Below are 17,943 nucleotides of genomic sequence, written 5' to 3'. Positions count from 1 at the left end.
TTTCTCTACGCAACAAAGACTCGGATCTGGCTTAGGCCAGATCAACCACGCCCGCGACCTCAGATCGCCACGAGGTGATTGTCCCAGATGATGGGCCCACTGGCACGGCGGCTAATTCTTGTCTCACCGATCGTCAGAAGATCACCCATTCCCGTTGTCACAGCGAAGCCGTCCGGATGGGCCGCCACACCGCTAACGTCTGCTGCAGCGTGAACCGCCGCAAGTGTACCGGACGCTGCACCGTATATATGGACCAGCCCACCGCGCGGGGAGGTCACCGCGATCGATGCGCCATCGTCACTGACAGCAATGCTGCCGATATACCCCTGCATATTGCGCAGGTCGTCAGGCGGGCACTCAAGCAGCTGCGGCGTCTGCCCCATGCTGTGAATGCCTACCAATGATGAAGGGGCGGCCTCGCCTTGCCATTGCATTCCGAATGCGACTTCGCCTTTGCGCCCAACCGCGAGATGGCGAATAGAGTTTTTGTGCGCGTCAGGGTTCAGTTCCACCGCATTGATAATTGTCCCCGCCTCGATATAGCTCAGGTTCGGGCGCATGGTGGCGAGGTTCAACTTCGAACGCCCCGTGTCAGGGTGGGTGTCTATTCCCCCGTTCGCCACGACCAGTGTATCCCGTTCTGGCAGACGTTTGATGTCATGCGGCCCAATTCCGCCACTGGCAAACTCACCAACCCGCCGGTATCCGGCGGTGGCGTCCCACACACCAATGCGGCCTTCACCAGCGTCAAAATCGTTCTCTGTCGTATAAAGCAAGCGACCGTCTGCCGAGAATGTACCGTGCCCATAGAAGTGACGCCCCTGCGGCGCCTCCATCCAAGCCGTGGGCTCCCCTGTTGCGCAGTCAATGACGACAGCGAACGTCCCGGGCCTGCGCGCGAAGGCAACGGCCTCAGGTCGCTTCGGATGTGCCGCCGCCGCGTGCCCACGATCCGGTAGTGGTATCTGAAAAAGGACCTCTAACCGCCCCGTAAGACCGCAAAGCACGTAGCTGCCATCGGCCAGCGCCCCCGCCGATAGATACGCCGGTGCGCCCACGTCAGCCCATGTCGGTCGTGGGATCAGGCTAGCCGCCATGAAGCCTGCGAGGAACCCGCGCCGGTTGGGCATCACCATTCTAGTCGCCGTCCATAGAGTTAAAGCCCGCCGCAACACCGAGCGCTGGCCCCAACGCTTCGCGGACAAGGGTGCGGATGCGTCCGACTGACTGCTGTACGACTTCAAGCCTGAGCCGCCCGCGCGGCTCCGTGATGCTCGCAAAAACAGGATCATTCAAACCAGTCAACTGAGTGCTTGCCCGAGTGAATTCTTCACCCAGCTTGCGCGAAAGACCCTCATCTGTCCCCGCGAGCATCCGTGATAGTTCGTTTAGCGATTGCAAACTCAGGGCCACATGGCGCGCGGAGCGCCCCGACCGCCACGCCTCCGCCCGCTTGGGGCGTGGCTTGGTGAATGACCCCAATGGGCGACCTATACGCGTATCGCCGGTGAACTGCAGACCAGCGCTCAAGGCTTTCAGCAACTCCTGGAGGGCCTCATCATCAGATCGGTAGTGCCCGTCACCGGATGGGGAGAGCAATTGCGCCGCGTAGTCTGTTCGCCAGTCGTCCTCGATCGCATGGCTCATCGCTGCGATGTCAGCTGTGATCGTCTGCGTAAGCGTGCATCGGTAGGTTTCATCCCCTAGGGCGCGAATTCCCTCGTCGAACAGCAAGTACTCCAGCGCATAAAATCCGCGCGCGGCAATAGAAACCTCTTGGTAGTCAGATGCACTCATGGCAACCGGATCGCGCGCCGATATGATTTGGCGAAGTCCTTTTGGTGTCGCACCGCGGCTGTCGGGCCAAAATGCCAGCGCAAAAGCGCGGTTTTCTATTTCTGTCGGACCAAACCGCAGATGGCTGGCAGACACCCATGCATCGAAGGCATCAAAGTAGGCCGCTCGCAAAGCATCTGATGTGGCTGTGCATTCCGCCCGCGCGCTGTTGGCCAAGGTGTCTGATGCATCGGCCAGCGTCTCGAACCGTGGAAGAATATGATCTTGTACGATATGTGCTACGCGCGGGTCTTGTTCGGCGAAGCCAGTCACGGGCGCGACTGTCGCCAATATGGTAAACAGCATATGTCTCATAGGCTCTCCAAAAACTTGATAAGCGCATCACGGTCCGTCTTCGCCATCTCGACGACCGCATCGCGATGTGGTGCGGCCTCGCCGCCATGCCACAACACGGCTTCCAGCAAAGACCGTGCACGCCCATCATGTAGAAAGTTTGTGTGGCCGTTGACGCGTTCCGTCAAGCCAACGCCCCATAGTGGCGGTGTGCGCCATTCCTGTCCCGTCGCGCGGGCCTCCGGCCTGTTGTCGGCCAACTCTGGCCCCATGTCGTGCAGCAACATGTCGGTGTAGGGCCAGATGAGTTGAAAGCTCTGCTCGGCGTGGTCATTTAACCTGTGCGTGACGAAACTGGGCTGATGGCACGACGTACACCCCACCTCATAAAACACCTGTTTACCGCGCAAAACTTCGCGCGCATTCACGTCGCGACGTGCGGGCACTGCAAGATTGCGGCTGTAGAAGGTGACAAGATCCAGCCCCTCTGCGTCAATTTCCGTCCCCCGATCATCTTGATCTCCGTGGATGGCAGTCTGACACGCCGTCTGTGCTAGAGTACATTCGCCAGCCGCATTGGGCATGAGTGGTGTAGAAATGCCGATGTCACCCGCGAACGCAGCGGCAGACTGCTCGCGAATTGTGGGGGCCCCTGCTTTCAGGCCAAAGCGCCCCAACATGGGAATGCCAAACTCCGCAGACATGACAATATTCGCGCGTCCTGAGATCCCATCGCCATCAGCGTCTTCGGGATCGCGGCGCGATAAAATATCGGCGGCTGGGATTGCCTCCAGCAACCCCAGCCCGATCATCTGTGGCGTGACACGCGGGCTTAGCATCGCATCAGGATGCAAAGGGCCGTAGCCAAGGTTCAGGGCTTCGTAGGTTGGGTGCCGCAGGTGCGCGACCTCCCCACCGGATAAGGTGACGGATTCTTCCGTATAAGTAACACCCAGCTTGTATTCCGCAGCATGCCCCTGCACGGCGAAATCCTGCAGCTGGTTGCCGTAGTTCGGGTCTGGTGCGGTGGCGAGGTAGTCTTCGATCTCTGTCACCGTATCGGCAACAGTGCCAGGAACAGATATCCGCAAGAACATTGAAGTCGCGTTATCGTCACCCGCGCTTGGTGGGTGTCCGCGCCCGTCTTTGATATGACATCGCTGACACGACCGCGCGTTAAACAGCGGCCCAAGACCATCTGACGCCAAAGTAGAGGACGGTGACGACACCCATAGCTTGCGAAACAAGCCGTTCCCGACTTTGAAGTTCAACTCGTCTTCAAAACTCAGATTTGCAGACGGCTGGGAGAACGCATCAGTGTTCTCACGGGCCCGCACCGTGGCGCGCCCCGCGGACAATTCCTCAAAGCGTGTTGCCTTGGAAAAATCCGTGGTGAGCGACGTCACAGAAGAAACGCGCGACGCCTCTTCGGCGGTACGCGGGATAACGTTCAGATGCGGCTCATCAAGAGGCCCCGCGTTTGCTGCGGGGCCCATAACCCCAAGCACAACCATAAGGCAGCTTGGGGAAATCCAATTCAAGCAAGATGGCTTAGACATCGATGTCGTTACTGGAAGACGGCGTTTGGATCATCAAGGCTGTCGGAACCTTCAAAGTCGATACCGTCAAGGTTCAGGGCCGTGACAACACGCTCAATAGAGCGGGTCTGATCAATCAGGCCGTTCACACCGCCCATGACCAAAGCCTCACCGGCCTTATTCCCACGCTCCAACATCTGATCATAGGCGAATCCCGCTTCCGCTGCCGTCTTGATCCGTCCCAGCGCCATCATGGTGGTACTGAGCTTACTTTTCATCTCCGCGTCCAGGTCCGCGTCGTTGGCCGCCACCATGTCGGAGAGAGACGGCCCCGCTACGAGCGTTCCGTCCACGCGAACGTATTCCCCCAGATAAACATTCTGCACGCCTAGGCCGTCAAAGTAGTGGCTGTTGTGGGTGTTGTCGGAGAAGCAGTCATGCTCTTCTTCTGGGTCATTCAACATTAGCCCAAGACGCATCCGCTCTCCGGCTTGTTCCCCGTAGGACAGTGACCCCATGCCGGTGAGCATCGCGGACAGGCCCGCATCTGCGTCGGCCAAAAGGTCGGTGCGGGCCGCGCCGCCATCCGACCATTGTTGCGCCATCCACTCCAAGTCGGAAACCAGCAAGTCTGTTGCAGCGGTCAAATACTCGGCGCGTCGGTCGCAGTTATCATTGGTGCAGCTATCGCCGCTTGCAAAGTCTGTCCAAGGACGATTGCCCGCGCCGTCCCCATGCCCGTTGAGGTCTTGCCCCCACAAAAGGAATTCGATCGCGTGATAGCCCGTGGCTACATTGGCCTCAACGCCGTCAGCCTCTTGAAGCGTCTCAGACAACAGCTCTGGCGTGATGGTCTTTGCATCGATTTGCGCACCAGACAGCGTGAAACTGGGGTTCGCGATAACATTGAGCCCTGCAAACGCGTTTTCATCCGACGGACCGCCGTAAGACGCGTCGACGTAGTCAATCAGCCCCTCGTCCAGCGGCCACGCATTCACCTTGCCCTCCCAGTCATCGACGATGGCATTGCCGAAGCGGAACACCTCTGTCTGCTGGTAAGGAACCCGCGCACTGATCCACGCCGCCTTCGCAGCTTGCAAGTTCTCTGCCGAAGGTGTCTCGGTCAATGTTTTGATCGCCGCTTGTAGGGCCTTCGCTGTAATCAAGCTATCACCGTAAGCTGCGGCAGCAATGTCCGCGTAGTTATCAACGACAGCCGACTTATCAATGGCAAATGCAGGACTAGAAAACGCGAGCAGCAAAGCTGTGGTGGAAAGGAATGGTCTTGTCATGAAATTCATCCTGTTAGTGAAGTGTTGTGGGTTGGGCGTGAGGTGCTTTGGCGCCGCTTCCATAGAATTTAGGCGCGCGAAGCTTCATCCGCTTGAGCGCCAGCCCAAAGTCCGCAGCAAGTGACGTAATCAACGGCGCGACGTCGGGGCGCACAAGAAGGGTCGCGATCAGCATGGCATCGTTGCGATCACCCGTCGTCGCGGTTGCTATGAAATTCGCGAAACATGACTCATCGGAGCCCAAACATTTGCAGTGGACGGAATGACGCATCAGCGGCCTGCGCCCATATTGCGCGCACGTACGGCAAAGGTCTTCGAAGCCCTGCACGGCCTTTGCACCCTGAACGCGCCCAAGGCTCGCCGCGAAATCATTCAGCACAGCTTGGCGGCTATCGGGACCATCAGACCACAGCCGAAGATATATGACAGCCGCGGCCTCGATACTGTCTAGGTCGGTGATGAAACCGACCGGCGCGCCACCGCGTGATTCCTGCGCGCTGGTCATTTTGTTAGGATCAACTTGCCCGCACGGGTTATCCGCAGGGTGTAAACTTGCTCCCCAAGAACAATCTGCGCCTGATCCCCGTTCATTGTCAGGTCCTTCGCCGCATATGTTGGGAGCGTGTTGGAAGATGGTGCCATCGTTTGCTTTATGGAATGGAAACTCATTGCCCCCGCCCTCCGTCGTGCAGCCGGCCTTGGAAGCGGCCACGATACGTTCGCTTTCTCGAAGTCAGTATTGCCCGGTACATGTCCCGTCCTTTCAAATGTCGCGTTCGGGCTTCCCTGTTGACGTTCAGGGTGGCTAGATTCCCCCTATACCTGAGTGTTTCAGTAAGTTTAGTCAACCTGATTATTTTACTAAGGTATAGCCAGCGTCAGAATGGGCATGTCCCTGCCCTAAAGAAAGGCGAGTGGTCTACGCAGAGGTTCATGGAGTACTTTGGTGCTGCTAGCCTCGCCACATTTGACGCCTGATCACTGCTGTGGCCGCTACAAGTCCAGCAAGTCGAATCTTTCGAGGTGACGTTAGGGTAACTGTCTCTATCGAGGCAACGTTAGCGACTCGAAGCGGCATAATGTCGTGAAGTTTGGGTTAATAGCGTCGCGATTCTTGGTCGGCCTTTGCTCAAAACCCGACATAAAAATCACATCACCACACCTCCGCCACATTCGGCTCCATGGCGCGCCACATTGCCGACTTGAACGCGTACGACCTTGGTCTGACGCAGCTACATCCTATGGTTGTACGGGCCCCTTTGCTACCTTTGGTTTATATCGGATAAATCCCGCTGCAGTCAGTTTGCCCTCATCCTCGGTCAATTCCGACCTATGCAACTTTTCAAGAGTGAGACTACGAAATGAACCTGACACGCACCGCCATCAAATCCATCGCCCGCGCCTTCTCGAAAGACGAAGACGGCGCCACCGCAATCGAATACGGCCTCTTCGCAGCCCTGGTTGGCGCGGTGATCGTTGCGACCGTAGCGTCGTTGGGCCAGGAAACTAACAAGGGCTTCCAAGCAATGGAAACCGCTCTGAAAGAGCAGAACAGCTCCAGCTAAGCACCATACTTCAATGCGGTGCGCCTTGTTCCGGCGCACCGCTCTCTACTTTTCACACGTTCAAGGTTACCAGTAATGCCGTTTGATGCTTCCTCTCAAAAGACAGCGCAATTTGTCGCCTATGTCTGCACCGACCAAGGCGCTGCCGTTGCACGCACTGTGGTTGAGCGTACGGGCGGAGACAATGCGGCACTACATGGCGGCGGCCTGAGCGGCGCGGCGCGGCTTTGCGCCGATACACCCGTAGCACAAGTCCTTCTCACAGAGATTGGCAGCATTCCCGTGGACATGGCCTGCGAATGCGTAACAGAAATCCGCCGCACTGGCGCGGACGTCATCGTGCTGGGCGAACAGACCGACATCAATACGTACCGTGCGCTGCGCAAAGCAGGCGCGCTAGAATATTTCACATTCCCCGTCAGCGCTGACGACATCCTCAGCGTGCAGCGCGATGAGCCGGTCGAAGTTGCGGCAGCACCTGCCGCCCCGACCCTAAGCCCATCCATAGCGATCGTCGGAAGTAATGGCGGGGTCGGTGCCAGCTTGCTTGCCCAAAACCTCGCCTTTTATGCGTCAGACCCGAAAGGTGCGAACACTCGCACCGCGCTGCTAGACGCCGATCTTATGTTCGGCTCGCAAGCGATCGACTTGGACCGCGACGAGACCCCAGGTCTGTTCGAGGCCCTAAAAGCCCCCGACCGTGTCGACAACACCTTCATGGGGGCGACTATGGATCACTTCAGTGATCACCTGTCGATCTACTCGCACCAGATCCGCGTCGGCCAAGACGCCCGATCCTATGAGGCCGGTATGCCGCGGCTGTTTGCGGCCTTGCGCACAGAATTCGACGCGGTGGTTACAGACCTGCCGCGAAACGCACTGATGCAAAACCCCGACCTTGCGGAGCACATCGACGCGCTCGTCTTGGTTGTGCCAGCCGGATTCTCGGGCGTAAATGCCGCCAGCCGGTTGGTCGAACGCTTGAAGGTTCAGGCTCCGGCATTGCGTATCCTGCCTGTACTGTCGGAGCTGCGCCGTGATGCGGCATTGACGCGCAAAGACGTCGCAACGACCGTCGGGCACGACGTTGTCGCAACGCTGCCCCGCTCCGATGCAGGCCTGCTGCGCGCTCACCGCGCAGCGCGCCCGTTCGTCGAAAGCCAACCGCGCAGCCCCTACGCCACCGCCGTGCGCGCCATTTGGAAGGCCGCCAACACCAAAGCCAAGCCTGACAGCCCTGCCGCTCGTCCGTCGTTGGTGAAAAGGATCTTCGGATGACCCTCCACGTCGCCCAAACATCCCTGCGCGAAGCCCTTTCGCAAGTTTTAAACATCGCCAAACAGATCGACGCAGAAGGATTGTCCGCGGCGGAACGTGCGAACGTTGCTGTCTCCTACGTTGTTGAGAATTCCAAGGCCCCGTGGCCACTTGCCCTGCAACGGCAAATCCTCTCAAGCGCGACCGACGCGTTGCAAGCGGACATGCCCCCACCACCTGCCGCCGCGAAGCAGGAGCCCGCACCCGTACCAAAGCCCGCGCCGAGCGTTACACCCGCTCCCGCCGCCCCCCCTGTAGCCCGTGCCCCCGTCGCGGAGATCTCCGCAGACCTGATGGCCATGTCCAACGAGGTCGTTCAGGCCCTCTCAGAGATTTTGGACTTCTCTGACTTGGCGGGACAACCCCGCGCGGAGCAGGAAAAGCTGATCCGCGACGCCATCAGAGAGCTATCCGAAGACCGCAAGATGCACCTGAATGGTCGCGAAGTGGCCGATCTGGTCAACGCGGTTCTGGCAGATATGCTTGGTCTTGGTCCGCTAGAAGCGCTTCTTGCGGACGACCGTGTGAGCGACATTATGGTCAACGGCCCGCACCAAGTCTACGTGGAGCGCGGCGGCAAGCTAGAGCTGACCGCAATCAAGTTTCGCGACAACGCCCATGTATTCGCGGTGGCAAGTCGCATCGTGTCGGCAGTCGGTCGCCGCATTGACGAATCCCAGCCGATGGTCGACGCCCGCCTGAAGGATGGCAGCCGCGTAAACGTCGCCGTGCCGCCCCTTGCTATTGATGGGCCAACGATCACGATCCGGAAATTCCCCACGAACCCCGTTAAGCTTGATGCCCTTGTCGAAGGCGGAAGCCTGACGTCGCAGATGGCAGGTTTCCTTGGTCTCGCCGCGTTGATGCGTCTGAACATCCTGATTTCTGGTGGCACGGGGTCAGGCAAGACGACGTTGATGAACGCAATGTCGCAGTATATTCCGGCAGGTGAACGCATCGTAACCATCGAGGACGCGGCCGAGTTGCGCTTCCAGCAGCCGCACGTGGTGCGCTTTGAGACCCGCCCCCCGAATGTTGAAGGCACCGGCGAAGTCACTATGCGTACGTTGGTACGTAATGCGCTCCGCATGCGTCCCGACCGTATCATCATTGGTGAAATTCGTGGTGACGAGGTTCTAGACCTTCTACAGGCTATGAACACCGGCCATGACGGGTCGATGAGCACTTTGCACGCCAACACCCCGCGCGAGGCGCTGACCCGCGTGGAGAGTATGGCAGCACTGGCAGGCTTTGCCCCTGGAAACGGCGTTGTGCGCCGCCAATTGACCGATGCGGTGCATCTTATCGTACAAGTTTCGCGTATGCGGGACGGCAAACGGCGAATTACGTCCATCTCGGAAATCGCGGGTCTGGATGGTGACGCGGTGACATTGCAGGAACTGTTCAGCTTCCACACTGATCCTTCGAGCACACGGGCTGAAGTGCGCGGTGAATTCCGGTACTCCGGCTATCTGCCAAAATTTGCAAAACGTGCGGCTGAATACGGCTTGGGCGACGAGCTTGACGCCCTGCTGGGGGGATAGCCTATGTCGCTTGTCATTTTGCTGTTCGCCGCAAGCTTCGCCGTTTTTGCTGGGCTAGCCTTGGCCGGTCTCGTGCATGCTGATCGCCTGCGCCGTCGTCATCAAGCCCGCCTGAAGCGTGTGCGGCCTGAGGTTTCGCGTCTGCCAGTCAAAGCATCCAAAAAAGCTAAATCCAGTAAGCCGGACGAGCAGAGCCTCTTTGCTAGAATCGAGCGTGCCTTGGCACAGACCAACCTCCGACTGAGCGTCGTTGAACTACTCGTCCAAATGTCCTTCGCGGTTCTGGGCCTGTACGCGGTTTCGGTGCTGGTTTTGGGTCTACACCCTTTACTGGCGTTGCCGATTGCCATTGCCGTACCAGCCCTCGGCGCGCACCTTTTCCTCAACATCGCCAAAAACCGTTACCGCGCCGCATTCACGGCGGAGTTGCCGGAGGCCCTCGATATATTCGCCCGCGGACTGCGGGCGGGCAGACCCGTCTCGGATTCCTTGGCTATTGTTGTCGATAACGCGAAGGGTCCGATCCTTCGTGAGTTCACCAAATGCCGCGATGAAATGCGCATGGGCACAACACTGCCGGAAACACTGTCCCGTCTGGAGACGCGAATTCCTACACCAGAAGTCAGCTTCTTTTCCGTCGCCACGTCCTTGCAGTCTGAAACAGGCGGCAATCTGATCGAGACGATGGAGGGCTTGGCCAACCAACTTCGCGAACGTCGCAAGCTGCGTCGTAAAGCACGTGCGCTATCGTCAGAAGCACGCGCCAGCGCTATGATCCTCGCCGCCCTCCCCTTCGCCGTCGCCCTTTCGATCGGCCTATTGAATGGCGCCTATCTGGAGCCGCTATACACGGACACGCGCGGACAAATCATGTCACTGGTAGCGATCACCAGCATCGCGGTCGGCGTAGGCGTTATGGCCCGTATGGGGAAACTCGATGTCTGATCAATTTGCACAAAACGTATTTTGGGTGGCTTTCGCAGGCTTGGTGTTAGCAATGCTCGCATTCGCCGCGCTCTACCAGACCGAGCGGCAGCGCGCGCAGCTTGCAACACGGCTGAAGCGCGCAACGGGCACCGGTCCGTCGCGGCATGAGATGGCGAAGGGCGTGCGCGGTGGCAGCCTTGCGCACGCAATGGCCAGCGCGCGTAAAGTAATCGCCGTGATGGGGGAACGGGTATCCGTTGTTCTTGGCGGAGAAGCCCACGATACGGCAGCGCTATTGTCCTCCGCTGGCTACAGAAGCCGCGATGCCTTGCTGATCTACGCCTTCCTTAAAACCGTACTACCGCTTGTCGCGGTGGTGGGCGGAATGGCTTGGGTTTTTGCGACGACGGCGGTCGACCTCTCAATGCTGAAACGCTCCGCAACTGTGATAGCCATAGCGCTCGCCCTATCAAAAGGCGTGGACATGGTTGTCGATGCCAAGCGGAAGAAGCGCCTTGGCAGCATCCGCCGCAGCTTCCCTGATCTGTTGGAGCTTTTGGTGATTTCATCCGAGGCAGGACTGGGGCCACAACCGGCCTTACATCGTGTCGCGCTGGAGTTGGCCAGCACCAGCCCCGAATTGGCCCGCGAAATTCTGCAGATGGTGTCCGAGATGCGTATGACCAATGATCGCCGCAACGCGTATGAGCGCCTGAACACCCGCGTGCCGCTGCCGGAAATCGGCGTATTCACACAAACGCTAGACCAATCCGACACCTACGGCACCCCGTTCTCGCGCGCGATGCGGACATTAATATCGGAGCAACGTGCCAATCGGATGATGGCCGTTGAAGAGCAGGCCGCACGCCTACCCGTCATCATGACTATACCGCTGATCTTTTGCATCATGCCCGCCGTATTCGTCGTGCTGATCGGCCCCGCGGTCCTTAGCGTTTTCGATAACATTATTTCCGGAGGATGAGCACGATGCCCCACTCTATGCAACATATCCTCACCCGCTTTCGGCGCGATGCCTCTGGCGCGGTCGCGATTGAGTTTGTGCTCATTGCGCCAATTCTATTCATGCTTCTGTTTGGCACCGTTACGCTGGGCTATTTCGTCGGCATCAACCATTCTGTCAGCCAACTCGCCGCTGGTGCCGCGCGGGCGTCTGTCGCGGGTTTGGACCAAACGGAACGCCGCGAGATCGCAGAGGCTTACCTTGGCGAAGTCGGCTCGCGCTACCCGCTTTTGGCCGCAGATGCAGTCGCCTCAACGGTTACGTTCTCAGGATCGGATCCAGAAGGCGTCACCATCCAGGTCAACTATGAAGTCGACGGTTCCTTGTTGGGCATCGCCAATGGCTTCTTAGGCCTCGATATGGAGACTATTGATGGGAGTGCATACCTTGCCTATTAACCCCCTCCCACGCTTCTTACACACCGAAGACGGCGCCGTGGCGATCATCGTATCGTTGTTGCTAACGGTGCTGTTGGGCTTTGTAGCTCTCGGCATCGACGTCGCGTTCCTGTACCGTGAACGCGCGCATCTACAATCGGTCAGCGACCTGACAGCAATAAGCGCAATGGCGCAGCCAGACAACGCGACGCAGCGCGCCGACCTCGTACTGTCCAGAAACGCGACGCATGCCGATGCCGTGGATGATATGCAAATGGGGCGTTTCCTGCGCAATCCAGAGATAGATCCCGAGGACCGCTTCATCCCACTCGCCGATGGTAGTCCGGGTATAAATGCGTTGCGCGTGGTCCTTCAGGACGACGCTGCGCTTCACTTCGCACGCATTTTCACGGACGACACTCACGTCGAGCTTAGCAGGACGGCGATGGCGACGCGTACGGGCGCTGGCAGCTTCTCACTGGACAGCCATCTCGTGAACCTTGATCTGGCAAGCTTGAACCAAACCCTGACACAAAGTTTTGGCGTCAATGCGTCACTCACCCTTGGTGACATAAACGTACTTGATACATCTGACATCGATTTGGGCGCGCTTTTAGACGCTCTCAACGCTCAATCTGAAGACCCCTCGCGCAACCCCGCTGAGATATTGAATCAAGTTACAACGGCCGGTGACATGATTGCCGCGCTCCAGTCCATTCTGCCGGCCGGCGCAGCAAGCCGTTTGGACGGCCTCGCAGGGGCCGCAGGGTCTACGGCATTTTCCGTTTCAGATCTGGTGGGTGGGATAGACACAGACTTGGGCCTGACGGCCACCGACTTCCTGTCGGAAATCGACATCTCCGCACTCGACGTCGTGAAAGCACTGGTCGCAGCAGAGTCCGCGGGCCAAGGCTTGACCCTTGCGGCTGATATCTCCGTCACTGGCGTTATCAGCGCGACAAATACACTGACTATGGCAGAACCTCCTGCGCAGTCTGGTTGGATCGCCCTTGGCGAAGAGGGCGTACAACTAAACCGCGCGGCCGCCAGATTGGCAACAGAAGTCACGATTGAGCCGTCACTCGTAAGCAACGTTCTTGGGGGCTTGGGCGTTAACCTGCAAATCGCAAAGGTGAACCTTCCAATCTACACAGAGTTGGCCGGATCGACTGCAACCCTAACAGAACTGGGATGCAACGTAACATCCCCTAATGGTATCGCCGCCGAGTTTTCGACCGCGCACACACCGCTCCACCCAAACAACGGCACGTCCGTCGCCGCTCTTTATCTAGGTGAGCTAGCTGCGGCAGGCACAGGCGCGATCGATCCGAACAATCTTGATTACGCGGATGTCATAGATCTTTCTGTCGAGATCAGCGTGCCTATCCTTGGTTCCTTGTTTCCATCAATAAAGCTGGCAGACGTGACTGTTCAGGCGAAATCGCATGTCGCCGTAGGTACGTCGATGGCGGAAACTGTTAGCTTCACACATGCAGAAGTGGACGCGGGTGCTACAACAAAAACCTTTGGCTCCGGAAGTCTACTATCATCGGCGTTGTCTAGCCTTCTGTCATCAGAAAATACTGATATCCGCATCAAACCGGGACAAGAAGGCCTTCTGCCTACCTCTATCCTGAACACCTTGCTACAAGCGTTACCGTCCGGCTTGGCAAACTTGGCCGCACCCGTCGATGGCCTTCTCGACGCGACCTTGGCAGGAGTTGGTTTGGAGTTAGGCGCCGGGGAACTCACATTGACAGGGCACCACTGTGAACCAATCCGGCTGGTCAACTAACCCCGAATACCGAAATCTTAAGACGCGTTTTTGGCCCGTCCGGATAGGGGAAGCATCTTGCGCGTATTGAGCTGCGACCGCCCGTCGTCGGGTTCGTTTACCATTGCCAGAACCTCATCAGTCACAAATGCGATCAATTGATAGCGAGAGTCTAAACCGGTTTTGTTGTAAATTTTACCAAGCTGGGACTTCACCGTTGCAATCGCACATCCGCGCATGTCCGCGATCTCACTGTTGGAGAAGCCTTTCGCGACGAAAATCGCCACATCCGCTTCAGCCTGCGACAGCCCCCAGTCGGGCGCGTAGCGCAAAATTACAGTCTCTTTGGCAACGGGCTCACTCACCCCTGGTGCGAGTCTGTCTTTGCGTTGCCGCCCCATATAGGCGCGCAATTGAGTAAAGCTCACGTAGGCCACCAGCGAGGTCAGCGCGAAGAACAGCGTGTAGAACCCTAGAATGATCGGCAGGCTGGCTGCACCGCTGGGAATAGCGAAGTACACAACAATGAACGTTTTCAGCGCGGCGACCAATGCGATCAAACCAATCCCTGAAATCCAGATGCGTGACATTAACCCATTTTCCTTTGCTACACAGCGGTGACGCCTCAAAATCGGCAACCAATACGGCAGAAGTATGTCTCCGCCATACGGCGGTGGTGTGTGCTTGCTGGCCGAAAGTCGCCCTCAGTCACTACATAGGAGCGAACAGCCAGCAAACACCCAACTACCCCAGCCTAGATCTTTGAACAAGATACCGCGCGCGTAACTCTAGTCCCCTGCCGCTCGTCTGTTACCGATATAGCGCTATAAACCCAGTCAAACAGCTTGGTTGTGGTTGCGATTTGGTGGCGCGTGTTGTGGGGTTACAGGATTTTGGGGGCTTGATCTGGCCTTAAAACGCAAACGCCCACCGTTTTACGGGTGGGCTGTTTTCTAGGTTTGGTTGCGGGAGTAGGATTTGAACCTACGACCTTCAGGTTATGAGCCTGACGAGCTACCGGGCTGCTCCATCCCGCGCCATTTGGCCTGATTAGAGGCCTGTTCTGCGCTTGCCTCTAGAACTAAATTTAGGAGAGGCGCATCGGTTAGAGAGATACGATTGATGTTGCTTGTTAGGTTTGGCGGTGACCTACTCTCCCACGTCTTAAGACGCAGTACCATCGGCGCGACGGCACTTAACGGCCGAGTTCGGGATGGGATCGGGTGTTTTGCTCGCGCTATGACCACCAAACCAAACAAACAACATCAGTTTAAACACTCAGATGTTTAAACTGTGTGGCAAAGTCATATTCGTAAGAATGTGACAGCCACCCAGTAGTTATAAACATCTAAGTGTCCAAACAAATTTCTAATCCAAGTCACTTACACATATGTGTAGCTTTTGAAGTCCAGCTTCTACTGGATCAAATCAAGCCTATCGAACAATTAGTACCAGTCAACTGAACGCATTGCTGCGCTTACATCTCTGGCCTATCGACGAGGTGGTCTACCTCGGTTCTCAGGGATACCTTGTTTTGAGGGGGGCTTCCCGCTTAGATGCCTTCAGCGGTTATCCTTTCCGAACATAGCTACCCAGCACTGCCATTGGCATGACAACTGGTCCACCAGTGGTTCGTTCACCCCGGTCCTCTCGTACTAGGGGCAACTCCTCTCAAGTATCCTACACCCACGGCAGATAGGGACCGAACTGTCTCACGACGTTCTAAACCCAGCTCACGTACCTCTTTAAACGGCGAACAGCCGTACCCTTGGGACCTGCTCCAGCCCCAGGATGAGATGAGCCGACATCGAGGTGCCAAACGGTGCCGTCGATATGGACTCTTGGGCACCATCAGCCTGTTATCCCCGGCGTACCTTTTATCCGTTGAGCGATGGCCCTTCCACTCGGGACCACCGGATCACTATGACCGACTTTCGTCTCTGCTCGACTTGTCAGTCTCGCAGTCAGGCTGGCTTCTGCCATTGCACTCAACGACCGATTTCCGACCGGTCTGAGCCAACCTTCGCGCGCCTCCGTTACTGTTTAGGAGGCGACCGCCCCAGTCAAACTACCCGCCACACAGGGTCCCGGATCCGGATAACGGACCGCGGTTAGACATCAAGCAGAACAGGGGTGGTATCTCAAAGGAGGCTCCCCAGAAACTGGCGTCTCTGGTTCAAAGCCTACCACCTATTCTGCACATGTTGTGCCTGATGCCAGTGTGAAGCTGTAGTAAAGGTGCACGGGGTCTTTCCGTCTAACCGCGGGAAGCCTGCATCTTGACAGGCAATTCAATTTCGCTGAGTCGATGTTGGAGACAGCGGGGAAGTCGTTACGCCATTCGTGCAGGTCGGAACTTACCCGACAAGGAATTTCGCTACCTTAGGACCGTTATAGTTACGGCCGCCGTTTACCTGGGCTTCAATTCGGAGCTTGCACTCCTCCTTTTAACCTTCAGGCACCGGGCAGGCGTCAGACCCTATACGTCGTCTTACGACTTCGCAGAGCCCTGTGTTTTTAGTAAACAGTCGCCACCCCCTGGTTTGTGCCCCCAGTCAATACTTGCGTAGAAACTGGGCCTCCTTCTCGCGAACTTACGGAGGTATTTTGCCGAGTTCCTTCAACATCGTTCTCTCAAGCGCCTTGGTATTCTCTACCAGTCCACCTGTGTCGGTTTAGGGTACGATCTTATAGAGGGGCTATTTCCAGGAACCTCTAAGCAGCCCATTCAATCCGATAAGGATGAACTACCTTCGAGATCCGTCACCACCTCATGGCCCAGGAATATTAACCTGGTTCCCATCGACTACGCCTTTCGGCCTCGCCTTAGGGGTCGGCTTACCCTGCTCAGATTAGCTTTAAGCAGGAACCCTTGGACTTTCGGCGACAGGGTCTCTCACCCTGTTTGTCGCTACTCATGTCATCATTCTCGCTAGTGATCTCTCCACCGGATGGCTCACGCCCCGGCTTCACAGAAAACTCAATGCCTCCTATGCACTACAAGTAGTGCAAAAGAGGCGTAGAGTTATGTCACACTACGCTCCGCTACCATGCCTTACGGCATCCTAAGCTTCGGCTCATGGCTTGAGCCCCGTTACATCTTCGCCGCAGGACAACTTAAATTAGACCAGTGAGCTGTTACGCTATCTTTAAAGGATGGCTGCTTCTAAGCCAACCTCCTGGTTGTTTTGGTCGTCCCACCTGCTTTCCCACTTAGCCATGAATTAGGGGCCTTAGCTGTAGGTCAGGGTTGTTTCCCTCTTCACGACGGACGTTAGCACCCGCCGTGTGTCTGCCAGATATTACTCCCGGGTATTCGGAGTTTGGTTAGGATCAGTAAGACGGTGAGTCCCCATTACCCATCCAGTGCTCTACCCCCCGGGGTATTCGTCTGACGCTCTACCTAAATAGATTTCGCGGAGAACCAGCTATCTCCGAGTTTGATTGGCCTTTCACCCCTAGGCACAATTCATCCCGACCTTTTTCAACAGGTGTGGGTTCGGACCTCCAGTTAGTGTTACCTAACCTTCATCCTGATCATGCCTAGATCACTCGGTTTCGGGTCTGATCCATCTAACTCATTCGCCCTATTAAGACTCGCTTTCGCTGCGCCTACACCTAACGGCTTAAGCTTGCTAGATAGACCAAGTCGATGACCCATTATACAAAAGGTACGCTGTCACCCCTCAAGGAGGCTCCAACTGTTTGTAGGCGACCGGTTTCAGAAACTGTTTCACTCCCCTTGTCGGGGTGCTTTTCACCTTTCCCTCACGGTACTGGTTCACTATCGGTCAGTAAGGAGTACTTAGCCTTAGAGGGTGGTCCCCCCATGTTCAGACAGGATTTCACGTGTCCCGCCCTACTTAATACGTCCGATCATGCTTCTTATACGGGACTGTCACCCACTATGGTTGGCCATTCCAGACCATTCTAATCACAATCACAGCTCGGCTGGTCCCCGTTCGCTCGCCGCTACTAGGGGAGTATCTATTGATTTCCTTTCCTCCGGGTACTTAGATGTTTCAGTTCCCCGGGTTTGCCTTTTTAACCCTATGTATTCAGGTTAAAAATACCTGGTTTACCTCATTATTAGCTACCCCGAAGGGTAATAATAACAAAGTATCAGGTGGGTTGCCCCATTCGGAAATTCGTGGGTCAAAGCCTATTCTCGGCTCACCACGACTTATCGCAGAGTATCACGTCCTTCATCGCCTCTTACTGCCAAGGCATCCACCAATCGCCCTTCTCGCGCTTGATTTGATCCAGAAGAAGACGGACCCGTGCAGGTCTGCTTCCTCCGCGCCCCAAAAGCCCTTTTGTAAGCTCTCGGGGTGAGGCCCTTTTCAGGAACCTCTTAATCAAAAGAGTAAATCTTTCCCATCGCAACAGTCTGGTTCAAAGCCTGCTGCGATATATCTTGTAGGTTAGTTTACTTGACTTGGATTGTGTTCGTACTTC

Annotated in this window: 14 protein-coding genes, 1 tRNA gene and 2 rRNA genes; 7 read left to right on the top strand and 10 right to left on the bottom strand. The window is 56.8% G+C overall.

Annotation, left to right across the window (positions count from 1 at the left end; translation table 11 throughout):
* Nucleotides 1–59 precede the first annotated feature (59 nt).
* From BLW66_RS00100 to hemP, 6 genes are all read right to left on the bottom strand, one after another.
* Nucleotides 60–1,130 (bottom strand): DUF1513 domain-containing protein, encoded by a 1,071-nt coding sequence (locus BLW66_RS00100; RefSeq protein WP_089945559.1) that lies wholly within the window; start codon nt 1,128–1,130, stop codon nt 60–62.
* 7 nt (nt 1,131–1,137) lie between these two features.
* Nucleotides 1,138–2,151: an imelysin family protein gene (locus BLW66_RS00095; protein ID WP_089943167.1), complete on the bottom strand. Its 1,014-nt coding sequence runs from the start codon at nt 2,149–2,151 to the stop codon at nt 1,138–1,140.
* Entirely contained in the window at nt 2,148–3,626 is a 1,479-nt protein-coding gene (locus BLW66_RS00090) for a di-heme oxidoreductase family protein (RefSeq protein ID WP_244508517.1), read from the bottom strand. Before BLW66_RS00090 ends, BLW66_RS00095 begins: the two co-directional genes overlap by 4 nt.
* Nucleotides 3,627–3,697: 71 nt before the next feature.
* Nucleotides 3,698–4,960 (bottom strand): imelysin family protein, encoded by a 1,263-nt coding sequence (locus BLW66_RS00085; RefSeq protein ID WP_089943164.1) that lies wholly within the window; start codon nt 4,958–4,960, stop codon nt 3,698–3,700.
* A gap of 13 nt (nt 4,961–4,973) precedes the next feature.
* On the bottom strand, nt 4,974–5,465 hold the full coding sequence (locus BLW66_RS00080; protein WP_089943161.1) for a hypothetical protein: 492 nt from the start codon (nt 5,463–5,465) through the stop codon (nt 4,974–4,976).
* Nucleotides 5,462–5,629, bottom strand: a complete 168-nt coding sequence (hemP, locus tag BLW66_RS00075) for a hemin uptake protein HemP (RefSeq protein WP_089943157.1) — start codon at nt 5,627–5,629, stop codon at nt 5,462–5,464. The genes BLW66_RS00080 and hemP overlap by 4 nt, the downstream gene beginning before the upstream one ends.
* 692 nt (nt 5,630–6,321) lie before the next feature.
* Between hemP and BLW66_RS00070 the strand changes: the two genes are divergently transcribed.
* From BLW66_RS00070 to BLW66_RS00040, 7 genes are all read left to right on the top strand, one after another.
* Complete coding sequence (locus BLW66_RS00070) at nt 6,322–6,525, top strand: Flp family type IVb pilin (protein ID WP_089943154.1); 204 nt, start codon at nt 6,322–6,324, stop codon at nt 6,523–6,525.
* 75 nt (nt 6,526–6,600) lie between these two features.
* On the top strand, nt 6,601–7,803 hold the full coding sequence (locus BLW66_RS00065; RefSeq protein WP_089943151.1) for a CpaE/TadZ family protein: 1,203 nt from the start codon (nt 6,601–6,603) through the stop codon (nt 7,801–7,803).
* On the top strand, nt 7,800–9,386 hold the full coding sequence (locus BLW66_RS00060) for a TadA family conjugal transfer-associated ATPase (protein ID WP_089943148.1): 1,587 nt from the start codon (nt 7,800–7,802) through the stop codon (nt 9,384–9,386). The genes BLW66_RS00065 and BLW66_RS00060 overlap by 4 nt, the downstream gene beginning before the upstream one ends.
* Before the next feature lie 3 nt (nt 9,387–9,389).
* The gene (locus tag BLW66_RS00055; protein WP_089943145.1) at nt 9,390–10,331 is read left to right on the top strand and encodes a type II secretion system F family protein; all 942 of its coding nucleotides are present in this window, start codon (nt 9,390–9,392) and stop codon (nt 10,329–10,331) included.
* Nucleotides 10,324–11,295, top strand: coding sequence for a type II secretion system F family protein (locus tag BLW66_RS00050; RefSeq protein ID WP_089943141.1), 972 nt, complete (start codon nt 10,324–10,326; stop codon nt 11,293–11,295). The genes BLW66_RS00055 and BLW66_RS00050 overlap by 8 nt, the downstream gene beginning before the upstream one ends.
* A gap of 17 nt (nt 11,296–11,312) precedes the next feature.
* Nucleotides 11,313–11,732, top strand: coding sequence for a TadE/TadG family type IV pilus assembly protein (locus BLW66_RS00045; protein WP_170833347.1), 420 nt, complete (start codon nt 11,313–11,315; stop codon nt 11,730–11,732).
* Entirely contained in the window at nt 11,722–13,506 is a 1,785-nt protein-coding gene (locus tag BLW66_RS00040) for a pilus assembly protein TadG-related protein (RefSeq protein ID WP_170833346.1), read from the top strand. The genes BLW66_RS00045 and BLW66_RS00040 overlap by 11 nt, the downstream gene beginning before the upstream one ends.
* A 17-nt stretch (nt 13,507–13,523) precedes the next feature.
* Here the strand turns inward: BLW66_RS00040 and BLW66_RS00035 are convergent, their stop codons facing one another.
* The 4 genes from BLW66_RS00035 to BLW66_RS00020 all read right to left on the bottom strand — a co-directional run bounded on the left by BLW66_RS00035 (nt 13,524) and on the right by BLW66_RS00020 (nt 17,743).
* Nucleotides 13,524–14,075 carry a helix-turn-helix transcriptional regulator gene (locus tag BLW66_RS00035; protein WP_089943132.1) on the bottom strand — a complete coding sequence of 184 codons (552 nt, stop codon included), beginning with the start codon at nt 14,073–14,075 and terminating at the stop codon, nt 13,524–13,526.
* Between the two features lie 370 nt (nt 14,076–14,445).
* Nucleotides 14,446–14,522: transfer RNA gene (locus BLW66_RS00030), tRNA-Met, on the bottom strand.
* A gap of 99 nt (nt 14,523–14,621) precedes the next feature.
* A 5S ribosomal RNA gene (gene rrf, locus BLW66_RS00025) occupies nt 14,622–14,736 on the bottom strand.
* Between the two features lie 173 nt (nt 14,737–14,909).
* Nucleotides 14,910–17,743, bottom strand: a 23S ribosomal RNA gene (locus BLW66_RS00020).
* Nucleotides 17,744–17,943 lie beyond the last annotated feature (200 nt).

The sequence above is a fragment of the Litoreibacter albidus genome (genome assembly GCF_900107015.1).
Lineage (GTDB): Bacteria > Pseudomonadota > Alphaproteobacteria > Rhodobacterales > Rhodobacteraceae > Litoreibacter > Litoreibacter albidus.
The sequence above is the reverse complement of the archived record's forward strand: the minus strand, read 5'-3'. Positions and strand labels throughout refer to the sequence as shown.